This window comes from Streptomyces rhizosphaerihabitans (genome assembly GCF_025399795.1).
In the GTDB taxonomy this organism is placed as follows: domain Bacteria; phylum Actinomycetota; class Actinomycetes; order Streptomycetales; family Streptomycetaceae; genus Streptomyces; species Streptomyces rhizosphaerihabitans.
On record NZ_JAODTZ010000004.1, the window covers coordinates 291010 to 313463 of the forward strand.

General features: G+C 70.6%; 16 protein-coding genes and 2 pseudogenes. 11 read left to right on the top strand and 7 right to left on the bottom strand.

What is annotated here, in order from left to right:
• Nucleotides 1–42: 42 nt before the first annotated feature.
• Nucleotides 43–3570, bottom strand: a complete 3528-nt coding sequence (gene metH, locus N4G66_RS06280) for a methionine synthase (protein ID WP_261702938.1) — start codon at nt 3568–3570, stop codon at nt 43–45.
• A 269-nt stretch (nt 3571–3839) separates the two neighbouring features.
• Between metH and N4G66_RS06285 the strand changes: the two genes are divergently transcribed.
• The 8 genes and pseudogenes from N4G66_RS06285 to N4G66_RS06320 all read left to right on the top strand — a co-directional run bounded on the left by N4G66_RS06285 (nt 3840) and on the right by N4G66_RS06320 (nt 13922).
• Complete coding sequence (locus N4G66_RS06285; protein ID WP_261702939.1) at nt 3840–4604, top strand: IclR family transcriptional regulator; 765 nt, start codon at nt 3840–3842, stop codon at nt 4602–4604.
• 455 nt (nt 4605–5059) lie between these two features.
• Entirely contained in the window at nt 5060–5854 is a 795-nt protein-coding gene (locus N4G66_RS06290) for an MIP/aquaporin family protein (protein ID WP_261702940.1), read from the top strand.
• A 117-nt stretch (nt 5855–5971) separates the two neighbouring features.
• Nucleotides 5972–7510 carry a glycerol kinase GlpK gene (gene glpK, locus N4G66_RS06295; RefSeq protein ID WP_261702941.1) on the top strand — a complete coding sequence of 513 codons (1539 nt, stop codon included), beginning with the start codon at nt 5972–5974 and terminating at the stop codon, nt 7508–7510.
• A 19-nt stretch (nt 7511–7529) separates the two neighbouring features.
• Nucleotides 7530–9146 carry a glycerol-3-phosphate dehydrogenase/oxidase gene (locus N4G66_RS06300; protein ID WP_261702942.1) on the top strand — a complete coding sequence of 539 codons (1617 nt, stop codon included), beginning with the start codon at nt 7530–7532 and terminating at the stop codon, nt 9144–9146.
• A gap of 119 nt (nt 9147–9265) precedes the next feature.
• A pseudogene (locus tag N4G66_RS06305) lies at nt 9266–9544 on the top strand (FadR/GntR family transcriptional regulator); the annotation flags it as partial.
• A gap of 268 nt (nt 9545–9812) precedes the next feature.
• Nucleotides 9813–11015, top strand: a complete 1203-nt coding sequence (locus N4G66_RS06310; protein WP_261702943.1) for a PAC2 family protein — start codon at nt 9813–9815, stop codon at nt 11013–11015.
• Between the two features lie 485 nt (nt 11016–11500).
• A complete protein-coding gene (locus N4G66_RS06315; RefSeq protein ID WP_261702944.1) occupies nt 11501–13249 on the top strand; it encodes a S8 family peptidase in 1749 nt (582 codons plus the stop codon).
• A gap of 94 nt (nt 13250–13343) precedes the next feature.
• The gene (locus N4G66_RS06320; protein WP_261702945.1) at nt 13344–13922 is read left to right on the top strand and encodes a hypothetical protein; all 579 of its coding nucleotides are present in this window, start codon (nt 13344–13346) and stop codon (nt 13920–13922) included.
• 98 nt (nt 13923–14020) lie between these two features.
• Here the strand turns inward: N4G66_RS06320 and mshC are convergent, their stop codons facing one another.
• From mshC to N4G66_RS06340, 4 genes are all read right to left on the bottom strand, one after another.
• Nucleotides 14021–15250: a cysteine--1-D-myo-inosityl 2-amino-2-deoxy-alpha-D-glucopyranoside ligase gene (mshC, locus tag N4G66_RS06325; RefSeq protein WP_261702946.1), complete on the bottom strand. Its 1230-nt coding sequence runs from the start codon at nt 15248–15250 to the stop codon at nt 14021–14023.
• 131 nt (nt 15251–15381) lie between these two features.
• Nucleotides 15382–16209 carry an SCO1664 family protein gene (locus N4G66_RS06330; RefSeq protein WP_261702947.1) on the bottom strand — a complete coding sequence of 276 codons (828 nt, stop codon included), beginning with the start codon at nt 16207–16209 and terminating at the stop codon, nt 15382–15384.
• Complete coding sequence (locus N4G66_RS06335) at nt 16173–16763, bottom strand: DUF3090 domain-containing protein (protein ID WP_261702948.1); 591 nt, start codon at nt 16761–16763, stop codon at nt 16173–16175. Before N4G66_RS06335 ends, N4G66_RS06330 begins: the two co-directional genes overlap by 37 nt.
• Before the next feature lie 117 nt (nt 16764–16880).
• Nucleotides 16881–17567 (bottom strand): histidine phosphatase family protein, encoded by a 687-nt coding sequence (locus tag N4G66_RS06340; protein ID WP_261702949.1) that lies wholly within the window; start codon nt 17565–17567, stop codon nt 16881–16883.
• A 98-nt stretch (nt 17568–17665) separates the two neighbouring features.
• Between N4G66_RS06340 and corA the strand changes: the two genes are divergently transcribed.
• Nucleotides 17666–18664, top strand: a complete 999-nt coding sequence (gene corA / locus N4G66_RS06345; RefSeq protein WP_261702950.1) for a magnesium/cobalt transporter CorA — start codon at nt 17666–17668, stop codon at nt 18662–18664.
• Between the two features lie 13 nt (nt 18665–18677).
• Here corA and N4G66_RS06350 read toward each other — a convergent pair whose 3' ends face one another.
• Nucleotides 18678–19463: a ferritin-like domain-containing protein gene (locus tag N4G66_RS06350; RefSeq protein WP_261702951.1), complete on the bottom strand. Its 786-nt coding sequence runs from the start codon at nt 19461–19463 to the stop codon at nt 18678–18680.
• Between the two features lie 223 nt (nt 19464–19686).
• Nucleotides 19687–20742, bottom strand: coding sequence for an LLM class F420-dependent oxidoreductase (locus N4G66_RS06355; RefSeq protein WP_261702952.1), 1056 nt, complete (start codon nt 20740–20742; stop codon nt 19687–19689).
• Between the two features lie 286 nt (nt 20743–21028).
• On the opposite strand from N4G66_RS06355, the gene N4G66_RS06360 reads away from it, so the two are divergent.
• Together N4G66_RS06360 and N4G66_RS06365 are read left to right on the top strand one after the other, a co-directional pair.
• On the top strand, nt 21029–22012 hold the full coding sequence (locus N4G66_RS06360) for an aldo/keto reductase (RefSeq protein ID WP_261702953.1): 984 nt from the start codon (nt 21029–21031) through the stop codon (nt 22010–22012).
• Nucleotides 22009–22454: pseudogene (locus tag N4G66_RS06365) on the top strand (DNA helicase RecD); the annotation flags it as partial. The gene N4G66_RS06360 and the pseudogene N4G66_RS06365, both read left to right, overlap by 4 nt.

Sequence of the window (22454 nt, forward strand, 5' to 3'; positions counted from 1 at the left end):
ATCAGTGTGCGTGGCAGCACGGATCGCAGCGCGTCGGTGCCCTCACCGTGCGTTGAAGTACTTCGCCTCCGGGTGGTGGATCACGATCGCGTCGGTCGACTGCTCCGGGTGGAGCTGGAACTCCTCGGAGAGGTGGACGCCGATGCGCTCGGGCTCCAGGAGCTGCGCGATCTTGGCGCGGTCCTCGAGGTTGGGGCAGGCGCCGTAGCCGAGCGAGAATCGGGCGCCGCGGTACTTCAGCGCGAACATGTCTTCGACCTCGGACGGGTCCTCCTCCGCGAAGCCCAGCTCCGAGCGCACCCGCGCGTGCCAGTACTCGGCGAGCGCCTCGGCCAGCTGCACGGAGAGACCGTGCAGTTCGAGGTAGTCCCGGTAGGCGTTGGCCTCGAAGAGCTTGGCGGTCTCCGTGCCGATCCGGGAGCCGACGGTGACGACCTGCAGGCCGACCACGTCGGTCTCCCCCGACTCCTCCGGGCGGAAGAAGTCGGCCAGGCACAGTCGGCGGCCCCGGCGCTGGCGGGGGAAGGTGAAGCGGGTCCGCTCGTTGCCCCGCTCGTCCAGGATGATCAGGTCGTCGTCCTTGGAGACGCACGGGAAGTAGCCGTAGACCACGGCCGCTTCCAGCAGGTTGTCGGTCTGGAGCCGGTCCAGCAGCCCGCGCAGCCGCGGCCGGCCCTCGGTCTCGACCAGTTCCTCGTACGTCGGGCCGTCGCCGGCACGGGCCTGCTTGAGGCCCCACTGGCCCTTGAACAGGGCGCCCTCGTCCAGCCAGAAGGCGTATTCCTTGAGCTGGATGCCCTTGATCACGCGGGTGCCGGTGAAGGGGGGCTTCGGAACGGGGTTGGTGACCGAGACGTCGGAGCGCACATGGCCCTCTTCCGGGCGCTCCTCGACGGCCACGTCCGCGGCGGCCCGCACCCGGCGCTGCTTGAGTTCGGGCAGCACGGCTCCGGGCACTCCGCGCTTGACGCCGATCAGCGCGTCCATCAGGCGCAGGCCCTCGAAGGCGTCGCGGGCGTAGCGGACCTCGCCCTGGTAGATCTCGTACAGGTCCTGTTCGACGTAGGCGCGGGTCAGGGCCGCTCCGCCGAGAATGACCGGGTAGTCCGCGGACAGGCCCCGCTGGTTCAGCTCCTCCAGGTTCTCCTTCATGATCACCGTGGACTTGACCAGGAGTCCGGACATGCCGATGACATCGGCCTTGTGCTCCTCGGCGGCGTCCAGGATCGCGGAGACCGGCTGCTTGATGCCGAGGTTGACGACGTTGTAGCCGTTGTTGGACAGGATGATGTCGACGAGGTTCTTGCCGATGTCGTGGACGTCGCCGCGCACGGTGGCGAGCACGATGGTGCCCTTGCCCTCGGAGTCCGACTTCTCCATGTGCGGTTCGAGGTAGGCGACGGCCGTCTTCATGACCTCGGCGGACTGGAGGACGAAGGGCAGCTGCATCTGGCCGGAACCGAACAGTTCGCCGACGACCTTCATGCCGTCCAGCAGGGTCTCGTTGACGATGTCGAGGGCGGGGCGGTCCTGGAGCGCCTCGGCGAGGTCGGCCTCCAGGCCGTTCTTCTCGCCGTCGATGATCCGCCGCTTCAACCGCTCGTCCAGCGGCAGCGCGGCCAGTTCCTCGGCCTTGCCCGCCTTGAGCGACTTGGTGGTGGCGCCCTCGAACAGTGCCATCAGTTTCTGCAGGGGGTCGTAGCCCTCGGCCCGGCGGTCGTGGATGAGGTCGAGTGCGGTGGTGACCTCTTCCTCGCTGAAGCGGGCGATGGGCAGGATCTTGGAGGCGTGCACGATCGCCGAGTCCAGGCCCGCCCTGACGCACTCGTCGAGGAAGACCGAGTTGAGCAGGATGCGGGCGGCCGGGTTGAGGCCGAAGGAGATGTTGGAGAGGCCGAGCGTGGTCTGCACGTCCGGGCGGCGGCGCTTGAGCTCGCGGATCGCCTCGATCGTCGCGATGCCGTCCTTGCGGGACTCCTCCTGACCTGTACAGATCGTGAAGGTCAGGGTGTCGATGAGGATGTCGGACTCGTGGATGCCCCAGTTGGACGTGAGGTCCTCGATGAGGCGTTCGGCGATGGCGACCTTGGTCTCGACGGTACGGGCCTGGCCCTCCTCGTCGATGGTCAGCGCGATGAGCGCGGCGCCGTGCTCCCGCGCGAGCTGGGTGACCTTCGCGAACCGTGACTCGGGCCCGTCGCCGTCCTCGTAGTTGACGGAGTTGAGGACCGCGCGTCCGCCGAGGCGCTCCAGGCCCGCGCGCAGGACCTCGACCTCGGTGGAGTCGAGCACGATGGGCAGTGTGGAGGCGGTGGCGAAGCGGCCGGCCAGCTCGTCCATGTCGGCGACGCCGTCCCGGCCGACGTAGTCGACACACAGGTCGAGCATGTGGGCGCCTTCGCGGATCTGGTCGCGGGCCATCTCCACGCAGTCGTCCCAGCGGGCCTCCAGCATGGCCTCGCGGAACTTCTTGGAGCCGTTGGCGTTGGTGCGCTCGCCGATCGCCATGTAGGCGGTGTCCTGGCGGAACGAGACCGTCTGGTAGAGGGAGGCGGCACCGGGCTCGGGCTGCGGGCTGCGCTCGGGGGGCGTGACACCGTTGACCCGCTCCACCACCTGGCGCAGGTGCTCGGGTGTCGTGCCGCAGCAGCCGCCGATCAGGGAGAGGCCGTAGTCCCGTACGAAGTTCTCCTGGGCGTCGGCCAGTCCCTCGGCGTCGAGCGGGAAGTGGGCGCCGTTCTTCGTCAGGACCGGCAGACCGGCGTTCGGCATGCACAGCAGGGGAATGCGGGAGTGCCGGGTGAGGTAGCGCAGGTGCTCGCTCATCTCGGCGGGGCCGGTCGAGCAGTTCAGGCCGATCATGTCGATGCCGAGCGGCTCCAGCGCGGTCAGCGCGGCGCCGATCTCGGAGCCGAGCAGCATGGTGCCGGTCGTCTCGAAGGCCATCGAGACGAGCAGGGGCACCCGGACGCCGGTCGCCTCCATGGCGCGGTGCGCGCCGAGCACGGAGGACTTCGTCTGCAGCAGGTCCTGGGTGGTCTCGACGATCAGCGCGTCGGCGCCGCCGGCGAGGAGACCCTCGGCGTTGGCCTGGAAGCCGTCGCGCAGGGTGCCGTAGGAGACGTGGCCGAGCGTCGGCAGCTTCGTGCCGGGGCCGATCGAGCCGAGGACCCAGCGCTGGCGGCCGTCGCGGGCGCCGAACGTGTCGGCGACCTCGCGGGCGATCCGGGCCCCGGCCTCGGAGAGCTCGTGGACGCGGTCGGCGATGTCGTACTCGGCCATCGCCGAGTGGTTCGCTCCGAAGGTGTTCGTCTCGACGCAGTCGACGCCGACCTCGAAGTACGCCTCGTGGACGGAGCGCACGATGTCGGGGCGGGTGATGTTGAGGATCTCGTTGCAGCCCTCGAGGTTCTCGAAGTCCTCGAGGGTCGGGTCCTGCGCCTGAAGCATCGTGCCCATCGCGCCGTCGGCGACCACGACACGGGTGGCGAGCGCTTCTCGGAGTGCGTCGGTTCGCTTCCGGCCTTCGGAGAGACCGGACGAAAGGGACGGGTTCGGCAACGAGGCCATGAAGGTGCTCCCTGGAGTGCGACGGCTGTCGGCTTTGCGCTTCCCATGGAAGGCGCACGCCGTCAGGGTAGCCCGGAGCACCGCGGATCAGTCGTGGGCGTCCACGAGCCGGACGGGCGTGGCGTGGGTGACGGCGGTGTGGAGACGGACGAAACGTGGGGCGACCACCCATTGGCGGGTGCTCGGTGACGACCGGTAGTGTTCGACATTGCCGAACGGAAGCGGGCAGTCGCACGCCGGCGGTCGAAGGGGACGGAGGCAGCACGGCGATGGCACGGAACATCCAGTCGCTCGAACGGGCAGCGGCGATGCTGCGGCTGCTGGCGGGCGGCGAGCGGCAGCTCGGCCTGTCGGACATCGCCTCCTCACTGGGCCTGGCCAAGGGCACCGCCCACGGCATCCTGCGCACCCTCCAGCAGGAGGGGTTCGTCGAGCAGGACAGTGCTTCCGGGCGCTACCAGCTGGGTGCCGAGCTGCTGCGCCTCGGCACCACCTATCTCGACGTGCACGAGCTGCGGGCGCGCGCCCTGGTGTGGACCGACGATCTGGCCCGCTCCAGCGGCGAGAGCGTCTATCTGGGTGTCCTGCACCAGCAGGGCGTGCTGATCGTGCACCACGTCTTCCGGCCCGACGACAGCCGTCAGGTGCTGGAGGTGGGGGCGATGCAGCCGCTGCACTCCACGGCCCTGGGCAAGGTGCTGTCGGCGTACGACCCGGTGGCGCACAGCGAGGTCCTGGAGGTCGAGCGCAAGGCGTTCACCCCGCGGACGATCAGCGAACTGGACGACTTCGAGGGCGTCCTCGACGTGACGCGCGCGCGGGGGTACGCGGACGACATCGAGGAGACCTGGACGGGTGTCGCCTCGGTCGCCGCCCCGATCCACAACCGGCGGCGGATGCCGGTCGGCGCGGTGGGCATCACCGGGGCCGTGGAGCGGGTGTGCAAGGACGAGGAGCTGCGCCCGGACCTGATCGCCGCCGTACGGGACTGCGCCCGCGCGGTGTCGCGGGACCTGGGCGCCGGGCGGTTCTGACGCGAACGCCGTTCGACGGGCCGCTCTGACGCGTACAGCGTTCGACGGGCGGTTCCGACGCGCACCCCGTTGGACGGGCGGTTGCGCGCACAGGGGTCCGGTGTCCCTTCGGGGCGGGTTCGGGGTCCGTACCGGAAGAGGTCCGGGGTTCACAGGAGTCAAGGCCGGGAAGCCGCATGCTTCCCGGCCTTCGTCATGCCCTCGGACCAGCGACGACGCATCAATAGCACACAGCAATCAATAACGATCGTGTTTTCGATAACCCAGCCCTTGACGGGCTGCTGACACGAGAGCAAGACTCCCGTCCATCGGTCGACATTGTCGAACACCTACCGGCAATACGCGTTAGGGTGTGGCAATGCCAGGGCCGAGACCGCTCTCACTCCCCGAGAGCACGAACCACCGGTGGGACCCGGGGTTCGGCTTCCCCTGGACGAAGGACAAAGGAGTCGCGGGTGTCCAGCTCCGACATCTTCATCGGCGAGACCATAGGTACCGCCGTTCTCATCCTGCTGGGCGGTGGCGTGTGCGCCGCCGTCACGCTGAAGGCCTCCAAGGCGCGAGGCGCCGGATGGCTCGCCATCGCCTTCGGGTGGGGCTTCGCGGTCATGACCGCGGTCTACATCTCGGCGCCGCTCTCCGGCGCTCACCTCAACCCGGCCGTGACACTCGCGCTCGCGATCAAGGACGACGACTACAGCAACCTCGCCACCTACTGGGGCGGGCAGCTGCTCGGCGCCATGATCGGTGCGGCGCTGGTCTGGGTCGCCTACTACGGCCAGTTCCTCGCGCACCTCACCGACCGCGAGATCGTCGGCGGTCCGGGTGCACAGGCCACCAGGACCAAGGCCGTCGAGGCCCAGGAGACCGGCGCGGGCCCGGTGCTCGGCATCTTCTCCACCGGTCCCGAGATCCGGAACATCGTGCAGAACCTCGCCACCGAGATCATCGGCACCGTCGTCCTGATCCTCGCGATCCTCACGCAGGGCCTGAACGACAACGGCAACGGCCTGGGCACCCTGGGCGCCCTGATCACCGCCTTCGTGGTGGTGAGCATCGGTCTCTCGCTCGGCGGCCCCACCGGCTACGCGATCAACCCGGCCCGTGACCTCGGGCCGCGCATCGTGCACGCCCTGCTCCCCCTGCCCAACAAGGGTGGTTCCGACTGGAGCTACGCCTGGATACCGGTCGTCGGTCCGCTCATCGGCGGCGCGATCGCAGCAGGCATATACAACGTCGCCTTCGCTTAGGAGCCCCCGCTCCAGCACGCTTGGAAGCCGCGCCCCATTGAGCCGCGAGCCGCACAGCACCGCTTTGAAGCACCGCGCCGTAAACAGCCCCTCTCCGACGGACACCAGGAGCACACCGTGACCGACGCACACACCGCCGGCCCCTTCATCGCCGCGATCGACCAGGGCACCACCTCGTCCCGCTGCATCGTCTTCGACCGCGACGGGCGCATCGTCTCCGTCGACCAGAAGGAGCACGAGCAGATCTTCCCGAAGCCGGGCTGGGTCGAGCACGACGCCACCGAGATCTGGACCAACGTCCAGGAAGTCGTCGCCGGAGCCATCTCGAAGGCCGGCATCACCCGCGACGACATCAAGGCCATCGGCATCACCAACCAGCGTGAGACCACGCTGCTGTGGGACAAGAACACCGGCGAGCCCGTCCACAACGCGCTCGTCTGGCAGGACACCCGCACCGACGCCCTGTGCCGGGAACTCGGCCGCAACGTCGGGCAGGACCGCTTCCGCCGCGAGACCGGCCTGCCGCTCGCGTCGTACTTCGCCGGTCCCAAGGCCCGCTGGCTCCTCGACAACGTCGAGGGCCTGCGTGAGCGCGCCGAGGCCGGGGACATCCTGTTCGGCACCATGGACACCTGGGTCATCTGGAACCTGACCGGCGGTGTCGACGGCGGCAAGCACGTCACCGACGTCACCAACGCCTCCCGCACCATGCTGATGAACCTGCACACGCTGGCCTGGGACGAGAAGATCGCCGAGTCCATCGGCGTCCCGCTGGCGATGCTGCCCGAGATCCGTTCCTCCGCCGAGGTGTACGGCGAGGTCACCGGCGGCCCGCTCGGCGACCTGCTCGGCGGCATCCCGGTCGCCTCCGCGCTCGGCGACCAGCAGGCGGCCCTCTTCGGCCAGACCTGTTTCTCCGAGGGCGAGGCCAAGTCCACCTACGGCACCGGCACCTTCATGCTGATGAACACCGGTGACAAGATCATCAACTCGTACTCGGGCCTGCTGACCACGGTCGGCTACCGGATCGGCGACCAGGAGCCGGTCTACGCCCTGGAAGGCTCCATCGCCGTCACCGGCTCGCTGGTGCAGTGGATGCGCGACCAGATGGGCCTGATCAAGTCCGCCGCCGAGATCGAGACGCTCGCGTCCTCGGTCGAGGACAACGGCGGCGCCTACGTCGTACCGGCCTTCTCCGGTCTGTTCGCCCCGTACTGGCGTCCCGACGCCCGCGGTGTGATCGCCGGCCTGACCCGGTACGTCACCAAGGCGCACATCGCGCGCGCCGTCCTGGAGGCCACCGCCTGGCAGACCCGTGAGATCAGCGACGCCATGACCAAGGACTCCGGCGTCGAGCTCACGGCGCTCAAGGTCGACGGCGGCATGACCTCCAACAACCTGCTGATGCAGACCCTGGCCGACGTCCTGGACGCCCCCGTGGTGCGCCCGATGGTCGCCGAGACCACCTGCCTCGGCGCCGCCTACGCCGCCGGCCTCGCCGTCGGCTTCTGGACCAACACCGAGGACCTGCGCGCCAACTGGCGCCGGGCCGCGGAATGGACCCCCAACATGGACGCGGACGTCCGCGACCGTGAGTACAAGAGCTGGCTCAAGGCCGTCGAACGGACCATGGGCTGGATCGAAGACGAGAACTGACGAGGAGTAAGAACCCGCAATGACCAGCCAGCCCACCCTGCAGTCCGTGCCTGCCCTCGGTACGCACCCGGCCTCCGGCTCCAACCCGAGCCGCGCCGAGGCCCGGGAGCAGCTTTCCAAGGCAACGTACGACCTCCTCGTCATCGGCGGCGGCATCCTGGGCATCTCCACCGCCTGGCACGCCGCGCAGTCCGGGCTGCGGGTGGCGCTGGTCGACGCCGGTGACTTCGCCGGCGCCACCTCCTCCGCCTCCTCCAAGCTTCTCCACGGCGGTCTGCGCTACCTGCAGACCGGCGCGGTGAAGCTGGTGGCGGAGAACCACTTCGAGCGCCGTGCGGTCTCCCGTCAGGTGGCCCCCCACCTGGCGAACCCGCTCACGTTCTACCTCCCCGTGTACAAGGGCGGGCCGCACGGCGCGGCGAAGCTCGGAGCGGGCGTCTTCGCCTACTCCGCCCTGTCGGCCTTCGGTGACGGCGTGGGTCATCTGCTCAGCCCCTCGAAGGCCGCGCAGGACGTGCCCGAGCTGCGCACAGACAATCTCAAGGCCGTGGCCGTGTACGGCGACGACCAGATGAACGACTCCCGCATGGCCCTCATGACGGTGCGCGCGGCCGTCGAGTCCGGCGCCGCGGTCCTGAACCACGCCGAGGTCACGGGCCTGCGCTTCACCCGGGGCCGGGTGACGGGCGCGGAGCTGCGGGACCGGTTGTCCGGCGACGAGTTCGGCGTGAACGCCCGGCTCGTGCTGAACGCGACCGGCCCGTGGGTCGACCACCTGCGCAAGCTGGAGGACCCGGACGCGGCTCCCTCCATACGCCTGTCCAAGGGCGCGCACCTGGTCCTGAAGCGCACCTCCCCATGGAAGGCGGCGCTGGCCACCCCGATCGACAAGTACCGCATCACCTTCGCGCTCCCGTGGGAGGACATGCTCCTGCTCGGCACCACCGACGAGGAGTACGAGGGCGACCCGGCGGACGTCTCGGTCACCGAGAAGGACACGGCCCAGATACTCGACGAGGCCGCGTTCTCCATCCGCGACCAGCAGCTCTCGCGCGACCTGATCACGTACTCCTTCGCCGGTCTGCGGGTGCTGCCGGGCGGCCCCGGCGACACGTCGAAGGCCAAGCGCGAGACGGTCGTCACGGAGGGCCGCGGCGGCATGCTGTCCGTCGCGGGCGGCAAGTGGACCACCTTCCGGCACATCGGCCGTACGGTCATGAAGAAGCTGGAGTCGCTGCCGGGCAGCCCGCTGGGCGAGGACTTCGAGCCGATCTCCGAGCTGCCGAGGAAGCTGCCGCTTCCCGGTGTCGCCAACCCGCGCGCGGTCGCGCACCGCCTCCTGGTGGACGGCCCGGCGCCCGGCCCGCGCATGGCCGCCGACACGGCCAGGCATCTGGCCACCCACTACGGCTCACTGGCCTTCGACATCGCCCGGATGGCGAACGAGAACCCGGCGCTCGGCGAGCGCGTCCACCCGGACGCCCCGGAGATCTGGGCGCAGGTCGTCTACGCCCGGGACAACGAGTGGGCCGAGACGGCGGACGACGTGCTGCGCCGCCGTACGACGCTGACGATCCGCGGTCTCGCCACGGACGACGTCCGCGGCAAGGTGCAGGACCTGCTCGACGAGAAGTAGGCGCCCACGGTCGGGTGAGGGGCGGCTCCCACGGGGGGGGTGCCGCCCCTCACGCATGCGCCGGCACCGCGCGGTCCCCGGCACGCTCACCCGTTCAGCCTCCAGAACCCCGTCCGAATCCGTTCGTGGCGGAACTCGTCGCCTGCGAGCTGGACTTCCTCCGGGGCATCGCGGCGGCCTCGGGCAACTCGGTGCTGTGCTCGCTGCCGGAGAGCCTGTCCGGACCCACCAGCCGGGCCTCCGTCCGGCGCGGTCCGACCCAGGAGGACACGGCCGGCCGCACGATGCGCGAGCACCGCACCGTCCTGTCCGCCCTGCGCGATGGGGACGCCGGGGCGGCCCGGTCCTGGACGACGGTGCACATCGCGAGTGCGGAGCACTGGCTCAGATCCACTCTCCAGCCGCGGGATCGCTTCCGGAACATCGGATCTCTCCCGGTCATCCGGCCTGTGGTGCGGGTACCGGCAACGTCACCGGTACCCGGGCAAGTTGGCCATGGACAGCTCGGACGACTGCGCGTGGACCCGGGGTGGCGGGCACGCGTGTTTCCGGGCCTCCGACGGGGCAGTGATCCGTTCACTCCCCCGCGCAAGGGGGCTACGGAGGCCCCCTCGGCACGCCGTAAGGTTGAGGCGTACGCAAGGGCACATCGGAAGGAGGCGCTGGGTGATCGAGCTGGAGGGGGTTCCCGAGCTGATCGACCCAGTCATGGTGGCCGCGTTCGAAGGCTGGAACGACGCCGGCGACGCCGCCTCCGCCGCGGTCGCGCATCTGGACAGGGAATGGAAGGGCGAGGTGTTCGCGGCGCTGGACGCCGAGGACTACTACGACTTCCAGGTGAACCGCCCCACCGTGTGGCTTGACGGTGGCGTCCGCAAGATCACCTGGCCGACCACGCGTCTGTCGGTGGTGCGGATCGGCGGCGAGAAGCCCCGCGATCTCGTACTGGTCCGGGGCATCGAGCCGTCGATGCGCTGGCGCTCGTTCTGCAACGAACTGCTCGGGTTCGCGCACGAACTGGGTGTGGAACTGGTGGTGATCCTGGGCGCACTGCTCGGCGACACCCCGCACACCCGTCCGGTGCCGGTCAGCGGAGTCACCTCCGACTCCGACCTGGCCCGCACGATGGACCTGGAGGAGACCAAGTACGAGGGCCCCACGGGCATCGTCGGCATCCTCCAGGAGGCGTGCACGCACGCGGGCGTACCGGCCGTGTCGCTGTGGGCGGCCGTACCGCACTACGTGTCGCAGCCGCCCAATCCGAAGGCGACGCTGGCTCTGCTCAACCGCCTGGAGGACCTCATCGACCTGCGCATTCCGCTGGGCGAGCTGCCCGAGGACGCGCGGGCCTGGCAGCTGGGCGTCGACCAGCTGGCCGCCGAGGACAGCGAGGTCGCCGAGTATGTGCAGACGTTGGAGGAGGCCCGGGACACCGCCGAGCTGCCGGAGGCGTCCGGTGAGGCGATCGCCCGCGAGTTCGAGCGTTATCTGCGCCGCAGGGACGGCGGCGGTCCGACGGCCGGGGCCGGCGGCCACGCGACGGAGAGCGGCGAGCCGGCCTCGTACCTCCGCGACACTCCCGGCGGCCGCACCCGGCCGCCGCTGACGCAGCGCCCCGAGTCCGACACCGGGTCGGACGAGGAGCCGGGCGAGCCCGCCGACGGCACCGACACGGAGGCCCGGGGCCGCGAGCCCGGCTCCAAGGGCTCAAAGGGCCCCAAGGACCCTTCGGGTACGTCGAAGGGCACCTCGGACGCGTCGCAGGCGCCGGGCGCGCCGGAGTCCGCGGATACGTCGGACCCCTCGGACGCGGCGGATTCCTCCGATCACTCGGATCCCTCCGGCCCGTCGGACTCCACCGAGGACTGAGTTCCGGGGACTGGGCTACGGGGACTGGGCTACGGGGACTGACTCCGAGAACCCGGCCACCCGGACCGATCCGGAAGGGGCGGCACGCGTCGAGCGTGCCGCCCCTTCCGGCCGTCGGGGCCGACGCCGGACCGCCCATCACGCCCACAGCGGTGCCGCCCGGTCGCGCTCCCGGCGGTCAACGGCCGCTGTCGCCCCACCACATGACATCCGCCTCCGTGGCCTTTGGCGTGAATACGCCGTGACATCTCTTTCAAGACGGATTGCACAGGGTTCCCCTTTCAACTTGTTCTCAAACCAAGTTGGCCAAGACGGGGTGGACGGGAAGCCGTGGGCGTGCCAGGTTGTGCCCCGAAGGCGCCGCCCGGCAACGGGACATGGCACTCGGCGCCGACCGGAGGACAGCACACGGCACGACAACGGCACACGCAACGAACGGCACACGCATGGACCGGCACCCCAGGGATCGAAGGGAGCGGTACGCGATGACCGACCAGGTACAGCCGGCGCAGGGCCCGGGAACGTCCGGGCCGGGGCCCGACGGAGCGGGATTCACCTACCGAGGAGCCGAGCAGGAGCTGATCGTCGTCGCACGTCCGGAGGCCCGGCTGCGTGCACGGGCCGAGGGCGTCCGCTCGGCGGCCGGCGCCGACGTATCGGCCCTCAACATGTTCCTCAGTGACGAACAGCTCGCCCTGGAGCCGCTGTTCGGCAGCGAGGAACGGCTCCAGCAGTCCGCGGCGACGGGCACCGGGAGCGGGCCCGACCTCGCGCTCTTCTACCGGGTGCGCGGCGTGGAGAGCCGCGCCCAGGAACTGCGCGCACGGATCGCGGCGCTGCCGGAGATCGACACGGCGTATGTGAAGCCCGGTGCCGTTCCCGCCTCGCAGGGACCGGCGCCGTGGACCGGCCGGAGCGCCGACGACAGCCAGCGGCAGAAGGAAGGGGCGCCCGTCACCCCCGACTTCACCAGTCGCCAGGGCTACTTGCGCCCGGCACCCGAGGGCGTCGACGCGTACTGGGCCTGGCAGCGGCCGGGCGGTTCGGGCCAGAGCGTCACCGTGATCGACGTGGAGGGTGCCTGGCAGCTCGGGCATGAGGACCTGGCGTCGAAACTCGCCGGCGTCGTCGTCGGCACGCCTCACACGGACCTCGCCTGGCGCAACCACGGCACCGCCGTCATCGGCGTGATCGGCGGCGACCGCAACGAGCACGGGATCACCGGAATCGTGCCGGACGCCGTGACCGCGGCCGCGTCCTTCCAGAGCATCGGAACGGCCGCGGCGATCCACGCGGCGGCGGAACGGCTGAGCCCCGGCGACATCATCCTGGTCGAACTGCACGCCCCGGGGCCCCGGTTCGACTTCGAGGAGCGCGACAGCCAGGCGGGCTACATACCGCTCGAATGGTGGCCCGACAACTTCGCGGCCATCCAGTACGCGACCGCCCGGGGCATCCTCGTGGTGGCGGCCGCCGGCAACGGCGCCGAATCGCTCGACGACGCGCTGTACGAACGCCGTCCCGGGGAGTTCCCCGAGTGGTGGCGCAACCCCTTCAACCCTTCCAACCAGTCCTCCGGAGCGATCCTGGTCGGCGCGGGCGCACCGCCGCCCGGCACGCACGGCCGCGACCACGGCCCGGACCGTTCACGGCTCGCGTTCTCCAACTACGGGGCGCGCGTGGACGCGCAGGGCTGGGGACGCGAGGTCACGACCACCGGCGGCTTCTGGGACCGGCCCGGCGATCTGCAGGGCGGCGCCGAGGAGATCGCCTGGTACACGGACACGTTCTCCGGGACCTCTTCCGCCTCCCCGGTGGTGGTCGGCGCACTGGCCGCGCTGCAGGGCATGCTCAAGGCGGCCGGCCAGGCACCGATGTCCTCGGAGCGTGCGCGCGCGGTGCTGCGGGCCACGGGTTCCCCGCAGCAGGACGCACCGGGCCGGCCCGCGTCCCAGCGGATCGGCAGCCGGCCGGACATCAAGGCGGCGGTCACCCATCTGCTGCCGGAGGCGGTCGGCTCGGGCCAGGCCGAACGGTACTGGGACGAGCTGCTGCCGTATCCGCGCGAACTCCCGCCGAGGCTCCGGCTGTACGTGTCCGGTGCCTGGCGCAACCTGAACAACCCGTCCTCCGAGATCCGTCAGGCGGTGCACTCCGCCTTCGCGGGGGGACGGCCCGATGTACGGGTCTGGTTCTCGGACGACGAGATCGTCGGCCTGGTCGTCACGGGCTGAGGACCTGGTCCTCCTGGACCGCAACGGGCCCACAACGGACCTCAACAGACCCAAACGGAACGCAACCAACCATTGATGGAAGGTGGCACCCCGCATGAGCACGATCCCGCAGATGAGCCAGCAGGGACAGCAGCAGTACCCGAGCACGTCGCCGTACCAGCAGCAGGGCATCGGCCAACAGCAGCCGTTCGGGCAGCAGATGCCCGTCGCGCAGCAGATGCCGATCGGGCAGCAGATGCAGCAGCCCTTCGGCCGGCACGAGATCGGCCAGCAGGTTCCGCAGCACCTGCAGCAGCAGCTCCAGCAGCTCGGTCAGCAGCAGCCGTTCCAGCAACTGCTCCAGCAACTCGGCGGTCAGCAGCAGATCCAGCAGCCCGGCGGCCAGCAGCAGCACCAGCAGATCCAGCAGGGCGAGCCGCTGATCCTGCAGAGCGCCGTCGAGACCCGGGCCCTGGCCATCGGCATGGCCCAGCACTTCCAGGACGTCGTCACCGCGCTCCCCGGCCAGCCGCAGGCCCTCTACCTGTTCATCGACAACGCCTGGCGCAGGCTGGTCAATCCCAACCAGGTGACCCACGACGTGGTCCAGAAGGCCTTCGCCTACGGGCAGCAGGTCTACGGGATCTACGACACCGGCACCGGTGCCGTCCAGTCCGTCATCGTGACCAAGTAGGGAAGGGAGTTCTGGCGGAGTAGACAGTGCCGGGCGGAGAATCTCCGCCCGGCACCCGTATGTCCCGCCGCTCCCGGTGGAACAGGCGGGACGAGGTACTACAGGGCGACGCCGAGGAGCGCGTCGACCGCCCGCGAGACGATGCCCGGGGCACCCTCGTCCGTGCCGCCGCTCTCGTGCTGGAGCGCTGCCCAGCGGTCGACCGCGGCGAGTGCGGCCGGTGCGTCGAGGTCCTCCGCGAGCGCGGCGCGGATCTCCTCGACAAGCGCGTCGGCGGCCGGCCCGTCGGGCCGGGACACCGCGGCCCGCCAGTTCTCCAGGCGCGCGACGGCCTCTTCGAGGACGGTGTCCGTCCACTCCCAGTCGGACCGGTAGTGGTGCGCGAGCAGCGCGAGACGGATGGCGGCCGGGTCGACCCCGTCGCGCCGCAGCCGGGACACGAAGACGAGGTTGCCCTTGGACTTCGACATCTTCTCGCCGTGCAGCGCGACCATGCCGGCGTGGACGTACGCCTTGGCCATCGGGAACTCGCCGGTCAGCACCTGTGCGTGCGAGGCGCCCATCTCGTGGTGCGGGAAGGCGAGATCGGAACCGCCGCCCTGGACGTCGAAGCCCATGCCCAGGTGGTCGAGGGCGATGGCGACGCACTCGATGTGCCAGCCGGGCCGGCCGCGGCCCAGTGAGCCGCCGTCCCAGCTCGGCTCGCCCTCGCGGGCGGCCATCCACAGCATCGGGTCGAGGGGGTTCTTCTTGCCGGCCCGGTCCGGGTCGCCGCCGCGCTCCGCGGAGAGCAGGCGCATCGTGGCGGCGTCCAGGTTCGACACCTTGCCGAAGTCGGGGTCGGCCTCGACGGAGAAGTACACGTCGCCTTCGAGTTCGTACGCCGCTCCGGCGTCCCGCAGCCGCTCGACGAGCGGCACGATGCCGGGTATCGCCTCGACGGCGCCTATGTAGTGGCGCGGCGGCAGCATCCGCAGGGCGGTCATGTCCTCGCGGAAGAGGGCGGTCTCCTTCTCGGCGAGTCCCACCCAGTTGATGCCGTCGCGCTCGGCGCGCTCCAGCAGCGGGTCGTCGACGTCCGTCACGTTCTGGACGTAGTGAACCTGCCGCTTGGTGTCGAGCCACACACGCTGCACGAGGTCGAACGCGTTGTAGGTCGCCGCGTGTCCCATGTGGGTGGCGTCGTACGGCGTGATGCCGCAGACGTAGATACGGGCGACGGGACCGGGGTCGAGGGTGACGAGCCCCCCGATCGCGGTGTCGTGGATCCGGAGGTCGCGGCCCTCACCAGGCAGGGCGGGGACCTCAGAAGCGGGCCAGGCATACATGTCATGAGCCTAACCGGACGGGACTTCCGTATACGAACCGGGCAGCACCTGTTGGCCGGGAAGACCTCTTGCGCGGTTCCCCGCCCGGTGCGGACGCGCCCCGCCGGGCCGAACCGGGGGCCGCCGCCGCGCTACACCGGCGGCCAGGGAATCGCGGGCCATTCCCCGCTCGGCTCCGGGTGTTTCCCGGAGGAGAGCATCGCCTCGACCCGCGCGCGCGTGGCGTCGGTCTCGACGGTGGTGACCAGTTCGGCCAAGCGGGTGGCCAGCGGTGCGCCCGGCGCCAGAGCGTCGCGCAGGGAGGCGAGGACGTCCAGCGCCTCGGCCGTCAGCGGCTCCCCCGCCCAGCCCCACAGCAGCGTGCGCAGCTTGTTCTCGGCGTTGAAGGTGACCCCGTGGTCGATGCCGTAGAGGCGGCCCTCCTGCGCGGGCAGCAGATGGCCGCCCTTGCGGTCGGCGTTGTTGATCACGGCGTCGAGGACGGCGAGCCGCCGCAGCCGGGCGTCGTCCGCGTGCACGAGCAGGGCCGTCTCGCCCTCGCCGACCTCGGCGAAGCCGATCGCCTTCCAGCCCTCGGCCGGCTCCTCGCCCTCCACGAGCGCGAGGAGCCCGTCCCCGTCGTTCTCGGCCGACGCCTCGATCCACAGCTGGCACATGCCCTCGCCGTACGGCCCGTCGCGCAGCACGGTGGTGGGAACGAGCCCCCAGCCGGTCGCCTCGGAGACCTCGTACGCCGCGACCTCCCGCTGGGCGAGCGTGCCGTCGGGGAAGTCCCACAGCGGCCGCTCCCCGGCGACGGGTTTGTACACGCAGAACGCCTCGCGGCCCTCGTACGACACGGAGCAGTACAGCACCGCGTTCGAGGCCTCGCGGATCCGTCCGCGTACCTTCAGCTCGCCCCGGGCGAGCAGCTCGGCGGTCGTCACGCTCCGCGGCGGTATCCGTTCTGGCGCGGACATACGTGTCCTTCCGGGTCGAGCGGGAGGCTGCACAGCGGGCACGGGGGCCGGCCGGCGTTGACGACGTCGAGTGCACGCTTGGCGAAGGCCCTGGCCTGAACGCCCGTGAGCCGGACCCGGAGCATCGGCGGGCCGTTCTCCTCGTCCTGGAGCAGCCGCTCCTCGGCCTCGGCGAGGTCCTCGTCGGACTCCGCCTCGACTTCCACGAGGGCCTGCGCCTCGACGATCATGCGCTGCTCGTCACCGTCCCAGGCCAGCGCCATGGTGCCGACCCGGAACTCCTCCTCCACGGGTGTGTCGAGGGGCGCGGTGTCGGACACCTCGGCGGAGGCCATCGCCGGCACCGGGGCGCTGCCCCCGGTGCGCCGGACGACCTCGTCGAGGAGCTCGTCCATCCGTTCGGCGAGGGCGGCGACCTGGGTCTTCTCCAGGGCCACACTCGTCACCCGGGGTCCTGAGGTCGCCTGCAGGAAGAAGGTACGGCGTCCGGGCAACCCGACCGTACCGGCCACGAAACGGTCCGGGGGGTCGTAGAGGAACACCTGACGGGACACGTCCTGTCTCCATTGAATCGGCATGGGGCCGGCTGACCTCGCCGGGCCCGCATCGGCTGAGAACGGGTTGACAACTACTGCGCTGGTTCGACCGCTTCACCCTACTGCGGCCGACGATCACGGTGCGCCCGCACCGCCCCCGACCGGAGCGTCACCGCTCGGGGGTTCCTCGTGCGGCGCCAGGGAGGCGAAATCACCGGTGTCCCCGAGACGCACGAGAAAGGGCCTCAGCCTGGTGTAACGGATCGCTGTGATGGAACACGGTTCTACGGAGATCCGCTGAAAGAGGTCGAGATGAAGTCCGAGTGCGTCGGCGACGAGCGACTTGATGATGTCGCCGTGCGAGCACATGAGGTAGACCGCGTCGGCGCCGTGGTCGCGCTCCACGCGCGCGTTCCACTCGCGTACGGCCTCGGCGGCCCGGGTCTGCATGGCCCGCATCGATTCGCCGCCCGGGAACGCGGCCGCGGACGGATGCGCCTGGACGACGTCCATCAGCGGCTCGTCCTTGAGCTCGGCGAGCTTGCGGCCCGACCAGTCGCCGTAGTGGGCCTCCCCGATACGCTCGTCGGTGTGCACGGAGACCTCGGGGCGGGCCTCCAGCAGCGGCTGGACAGTCTCCTGGCAGCGCTGGAGCGGGCTCGTGACGACCTCGGCGATCGGCAGCCCGGCGAGCCGGCCGGGCAGGGCCGCGGCCTGCTGGGTGCCTCGCTCGTCGAGGGCGACGCCGGGCGTCCAGCCGGCGAGCAGTCCCGCGGTGTTGGCGGTGGAACGTCCGTGCCGGACAAGGATCAGGGTGGGCATGCGGCCCAGCGTAAACGGACGGCCCGCGAAGCCGGCGGGCCCTGTGGAAAGCGGCCCCCGCTGTGCGGCGGGGCCACAACGAAAGGAGAATGCGCTCCGTGATCGTCGACTGCGCCATCTACCGCGACGGCCGGCGGACGGAGGGCCCCGACGACCTCTCCGACGCCCTGGCGCAGTGCCGTGCCGGGGGCGACTCTTTTGTGTGGATCGGTCTGCACGAGCCCACGGAGAAGGAGTTCGACCTGGTCACGGAGGAGTTCGGGCTCCATCCGCTGGCGGTCGAGGACGCCCTCAAGGCCCATCAGCGTCCCAAGCTGGAGGTGTACGAGGACTCGCTCTTCGTGGTCCTCAAACCGGTGTCGTACGAGCCGGAGAGCGACACCGTCACCTCCGGCGAGGTCATGGTCTTCGTCGGCGACTCGTTCGTGGTGACCGTGCGGCACGGCGAGGAGTCGCCCCTCGCGTCGGTCCGGCGGCGCCTGGAGTCGGACCCCGAGATGCTGCGGCACGGGCCGACGGCGGTGCTCTACTCGATCGCGGACGCCGCGGTGGACCACTACCTGGAGGTGGCGACCGAGCTCGGCACCGACCTGGAGGAGCTGGAGGCGGAGGTCTTCTCGCCGCAGCTCGGCGGCTCGCGGAACACCGCGTCGCGGATCTACGCGTTCAAGCGGCAGGTGCAGGAGTTCCGCCGGGCCACGGTCCCGCTGGCGGTGCCGCTGGCCCGGCTCTCGGGTTCGGGTCTCAAGGGGGCGGACGTGCCGTTCTTGGAGGGCAGGGCGCAGCCCTTCTTCCGTGACGTGAACGACCATCTGCTGCGGGTCAACGAGTCCGTGGAGGGTCTGGACCGGCTGGTGTCGGACATCCTCTCGGCGCATCTCGCGCAGATGAGCGTGCGGCAGAACGACGACATGCGGAAGATCTCAGCGTGGGCGGCCATGGCGGCGGTCCCCACGATGATCGCGGGGATCTACGGAATGAACTTCGACCACATGCCCGAGCTGCACTGGGTGTGGTCGTATCCGGCGGTGATCGTGTGCATGGTCGTCCTGGAGATCGCGCTGTTCCGGCTCTTCAAGCGGCGGGGCTGGCTGTAGGTCCGCGGGCGGTTCAGGCGAATTCCGGTGCCGTGGTGGGGCCGTTCAGCGCGCCGCGCCGCTCGGGCATCTTCAGGGACACCATCCGGCGCCAGCCCGCGGCCCGCTCGTAGGCGTACACCGCGTGAATGCCTGCGGCGAGCACGACCGCCCTGGCCCTGGACCAGCCGAGGAGGCGCCCCATGTGGGCCATCACGGCGAGGCTGACGTCCCGGTAGACGCGGATCTCGGCGAGGGCGCACTCGCGCAGGGTCCGCTGGATGGCACGGCCGTGGCCGGCGTACGCGAAGCGCAGGAGTTCCTCGTGGCAGTAGGCGAGGTGGTTGTCCTCGTCGGCCGAGATCATCTTCACCGCGCGGCCGATGTCGGGGTGGTCGGCGAAGTGCCTGCGCAGCAGGTCCATCTGCTCGGAGGCGCGCTGTTCGGTGACCCGGCTGTGGGCCAGATAGGTGACGATGTCCCGCACGGTGAGCTGCTGGTCGCCCTTGAGCTTGTCGTGTGCCAGACCGATGCCGTGCCGCTCCAGGAGCATCGTGTAGTCGGTGTCGGGCGGGACCTCGACCGGTTCGAGGCCGCGCTTCTTCATGAGGGCGTTGAAGATCCGCCCGTGCTTGTCCTCGTCGGCACCGTGCCGGGCGATCTTGGGAGCGAGCTCGCGTTCGCCCGCCGGGACCAGTGCGGCGATCCGGGCGTTCTCCCAGCCGCCCTGCGACTCCCCGCTGGCGGCGATGGAACAGAAGAGCCGGTACGACTCGTCGTTGTCGAGGATCTCCCGGAACAGGATCTTGGCGGACAACATCATTGACACCCTCTCTGCAGAGTTGTGCAGAAAACGAGTCAAATGGGATGTTCACGCCCCGGCAACCGATGTGTCGGACAAATCCACCGAACGATGGACGACGAGACGGACCCGGGCGCGTAACCAAGGGGCCGTCGGCGCGTTGTTCCCCGTGACGGCCGTGGCGGGGAAGACCCCCGAGCCCCCACCACGGCCGCAGAACTCCCGGTGCCGTTCTGCCGCGTTACGCGAGTCCGGCCCGCTCCAGAGCGTCGGAGCCGGCCCGCAGCGAGGCGATCCGTTCCTCCAGCGTGAAGCCCGCGGGGGCCAGCGAGAGCGTGGTGACCCCGGCGGCGGCGTACGCCTTCATACGGTCGGCGATGCGGTCCACCGAACCGAGCAGGGTCGTCTGGTCGATCAGCTCGTGCGGGACGGCGGCGGCCGCGCCCTCCTTGTCGCCGGACAGGTACTTGCCCTGGATCTCGGCGGCTTCCTTCTCGTAGCCCATGCGCTGGGCGAGCTGGTTGTAGAAGTTCTGTTTGGGGCTGCCCATACCGCCGACGTACAGCGCGGTGTACGGGCGGAACATGTCGGCGAGCGCGGTGACGTCCTTGTCGGCGCCGAGGGCGAGCGGAAGCGTCGGACAGACGTCGAACCCTTCCATCGTCTTCCCGGCCTTCTCGCGGCCCGCGCGCAGGTACTTGATCGCGGTGTCCTCGAGGTGCTCGGCCGAGGGGAAGATGAGCAGCGCGCCGTCCGCGATCTCGCCGGTCTGCTCCAGGTTCTTGGGGCCGATCGCGGCGATGTACAGCGGGATGTGCTCGCGCTCCGGGTGCACGGTCAGCTTCAGCGGCTTGCCCGGACCGCCCGGCAGCGGCAGGGTCCAGTGCTCGCCCTCGAACGACAGCCGCTCGCGCGTCATCGCCTTGCGCACGATCTCCACGTACTCGCGGGTGCGGGCCAGCGGCTTGTCGAACTTGACGCCGTACCAGCCTTCGGACACCTGCGGCCCGGAGACGCCGAGTCCGAGGCGGAAGCGGCCCCCCGACAACGAGTCCAGCGTCGCGGCGGTCATCGCGGTCATCGCGGGCTGGCGGGCCGGGATCTGGAAGATGGCCGAACCGACGTCGATGCGCTCGGTCTGGGCGGCGACCCAGCTGAGCACGGTGGCCGCGTCGGAGCCGTAGGCCTCGGCGGCCCAGCAGACGGCGTATCCGAGCCGGTCGGCCTCCTGGGCGACGGCGAGATTGTCCGCGTCCATTCCGGCGCCCCAGTAGCCGAGATTGATGCCGAGCTGCATGGCCGATTCCCCTTACCGATCAGTAACGTCCCTTGTGCCCGAGACCCTAGCGTGCGGGCGCCCCGGGCGGGGAGCGGCACGTTCGCCTTCTCGGCACGGGTGCGGGGGCTGCCGCGCCGGCCGGCACCGCCCCTCGCCCACGGCCGGCGCCGCCCGTGGCGTGGGCCCGCGCGGGCGGGTGCCGGACGCCGGCCCGCGCCACCCGTCGTCACGTGCGGCGATCGGTGAGATTTCCGTTGTCCACAGGCCCCCACACGGCCGGTGCCGGACAGTAATCTCGGCGTCCATGGAGCAGAGGCATCTCGGCCGTACCGGCCTGCGTGTTTCCCGGATCGGACTCGGCACCCTCACCTGGGGGCGGGACACCGACGAGCATGACGCCGCGGACCTCTTGAAGACGTTCTGGGAAGCGGGCGGGACCCTCGTCGACACCGCGGACGTGTACGGGGACGGGGAGGCCGAGTACCTCCTCGGGCAGCTCATGGAGGGGCTCGTTCCGCGCCGGGACCTGGTGATCTCGACGAAGGCGGGGAGCGTGCGCGACCCGGACCGCCGCTTCGACGGCTCGCGCAGCCATCTGCTGTCGGCCCTGGACGCCTCGCTCGCCCGCCTGGGCACGGACTACGTGGATCTGTGGCACGTGCACGCCTACGACCCCGACACGCCTCTCGAAGAGACCCTCCAGGCCCTCGACCTGGCCGTCAGCAGCGGCCGTGCGCGCTACGCGGGCGTGTCCAACTTCTGCGGCTGGCAGCTCGCCAAGGCCGCCACCTGGCAGCTCGCGGCGCCCGGGATACGCACCCGGCTGGCCAGTACGCAGATGGAGTACTCCCTGCTCCAGCGCGGCGTCGAGCGGGAGGTGCTGCCCGCCGCCCTCGACCTGGGGATCGGCCTGCTGCCCTCCTCGCCGCTCGGGCGCGGCGTGCTCACCGGCAAGTACCGGGGCGGGACGCCGACCGACTCCCGGGGCGGCTCGGAACACCTCGCGCCCTTCGTCGCGCCGTATCTCGACGACACGGCGAGCGGCATCGTGGAGGCGGTGACGACCGCGGCGGACGGGCTCGCGGTGACCGCGCTCCAGGTGGCGCTCGCCTGGGTCCGCGACCGGCCCGGGGTCGTCGCCCCCATCGTCGGCGCGCGCAACGCGCAGCAGCTCACGGCCGCGTTGTCAGTGGAGACCCTTAGTCTTCCTGACGAGATCTGCCGGGCGCTCGACGACGTGTCGGCCCCGGTGCACCACTATCCCGATCACGACTGGAGCACGCTGTGAGCACGGAGCCCGAGACCACGGAGGACGCGGAGCCGGGGACGCCGGGCGCGGACACGGCCGCCGACGCCCCGCAGAGCAGGGGCGAGGACGCGGACAACGCGGACGCGCGCTCCGGGGACCGGAACGTCTCCGGGGACGAGGACACGGACACAGACACCGGCGCGGGCACTGACGCGGAGGCCGCCGACGGTACGGAGGCCGCCGACGCGGGGACCGGAACCACCGAAGGCGCCGCCCAGTTGTCAGAGGCGGCTGCCGAGTTGGCGGCCCAGCGCGTGGAGCGGGAGCGGATCGAGCGGCGAAAGGCCGAGAAGCAGGCGCCGATCGAGGCCGGGGCCAAACTCAGCGGCACGGCCGCGGACCTGCTCGCGGCGGTGCGGGCCATGGAGAGCGGCGAGAAGCCCGTCGCCACCGCCTTCCGCGAGCCGGAACCCACACCGCG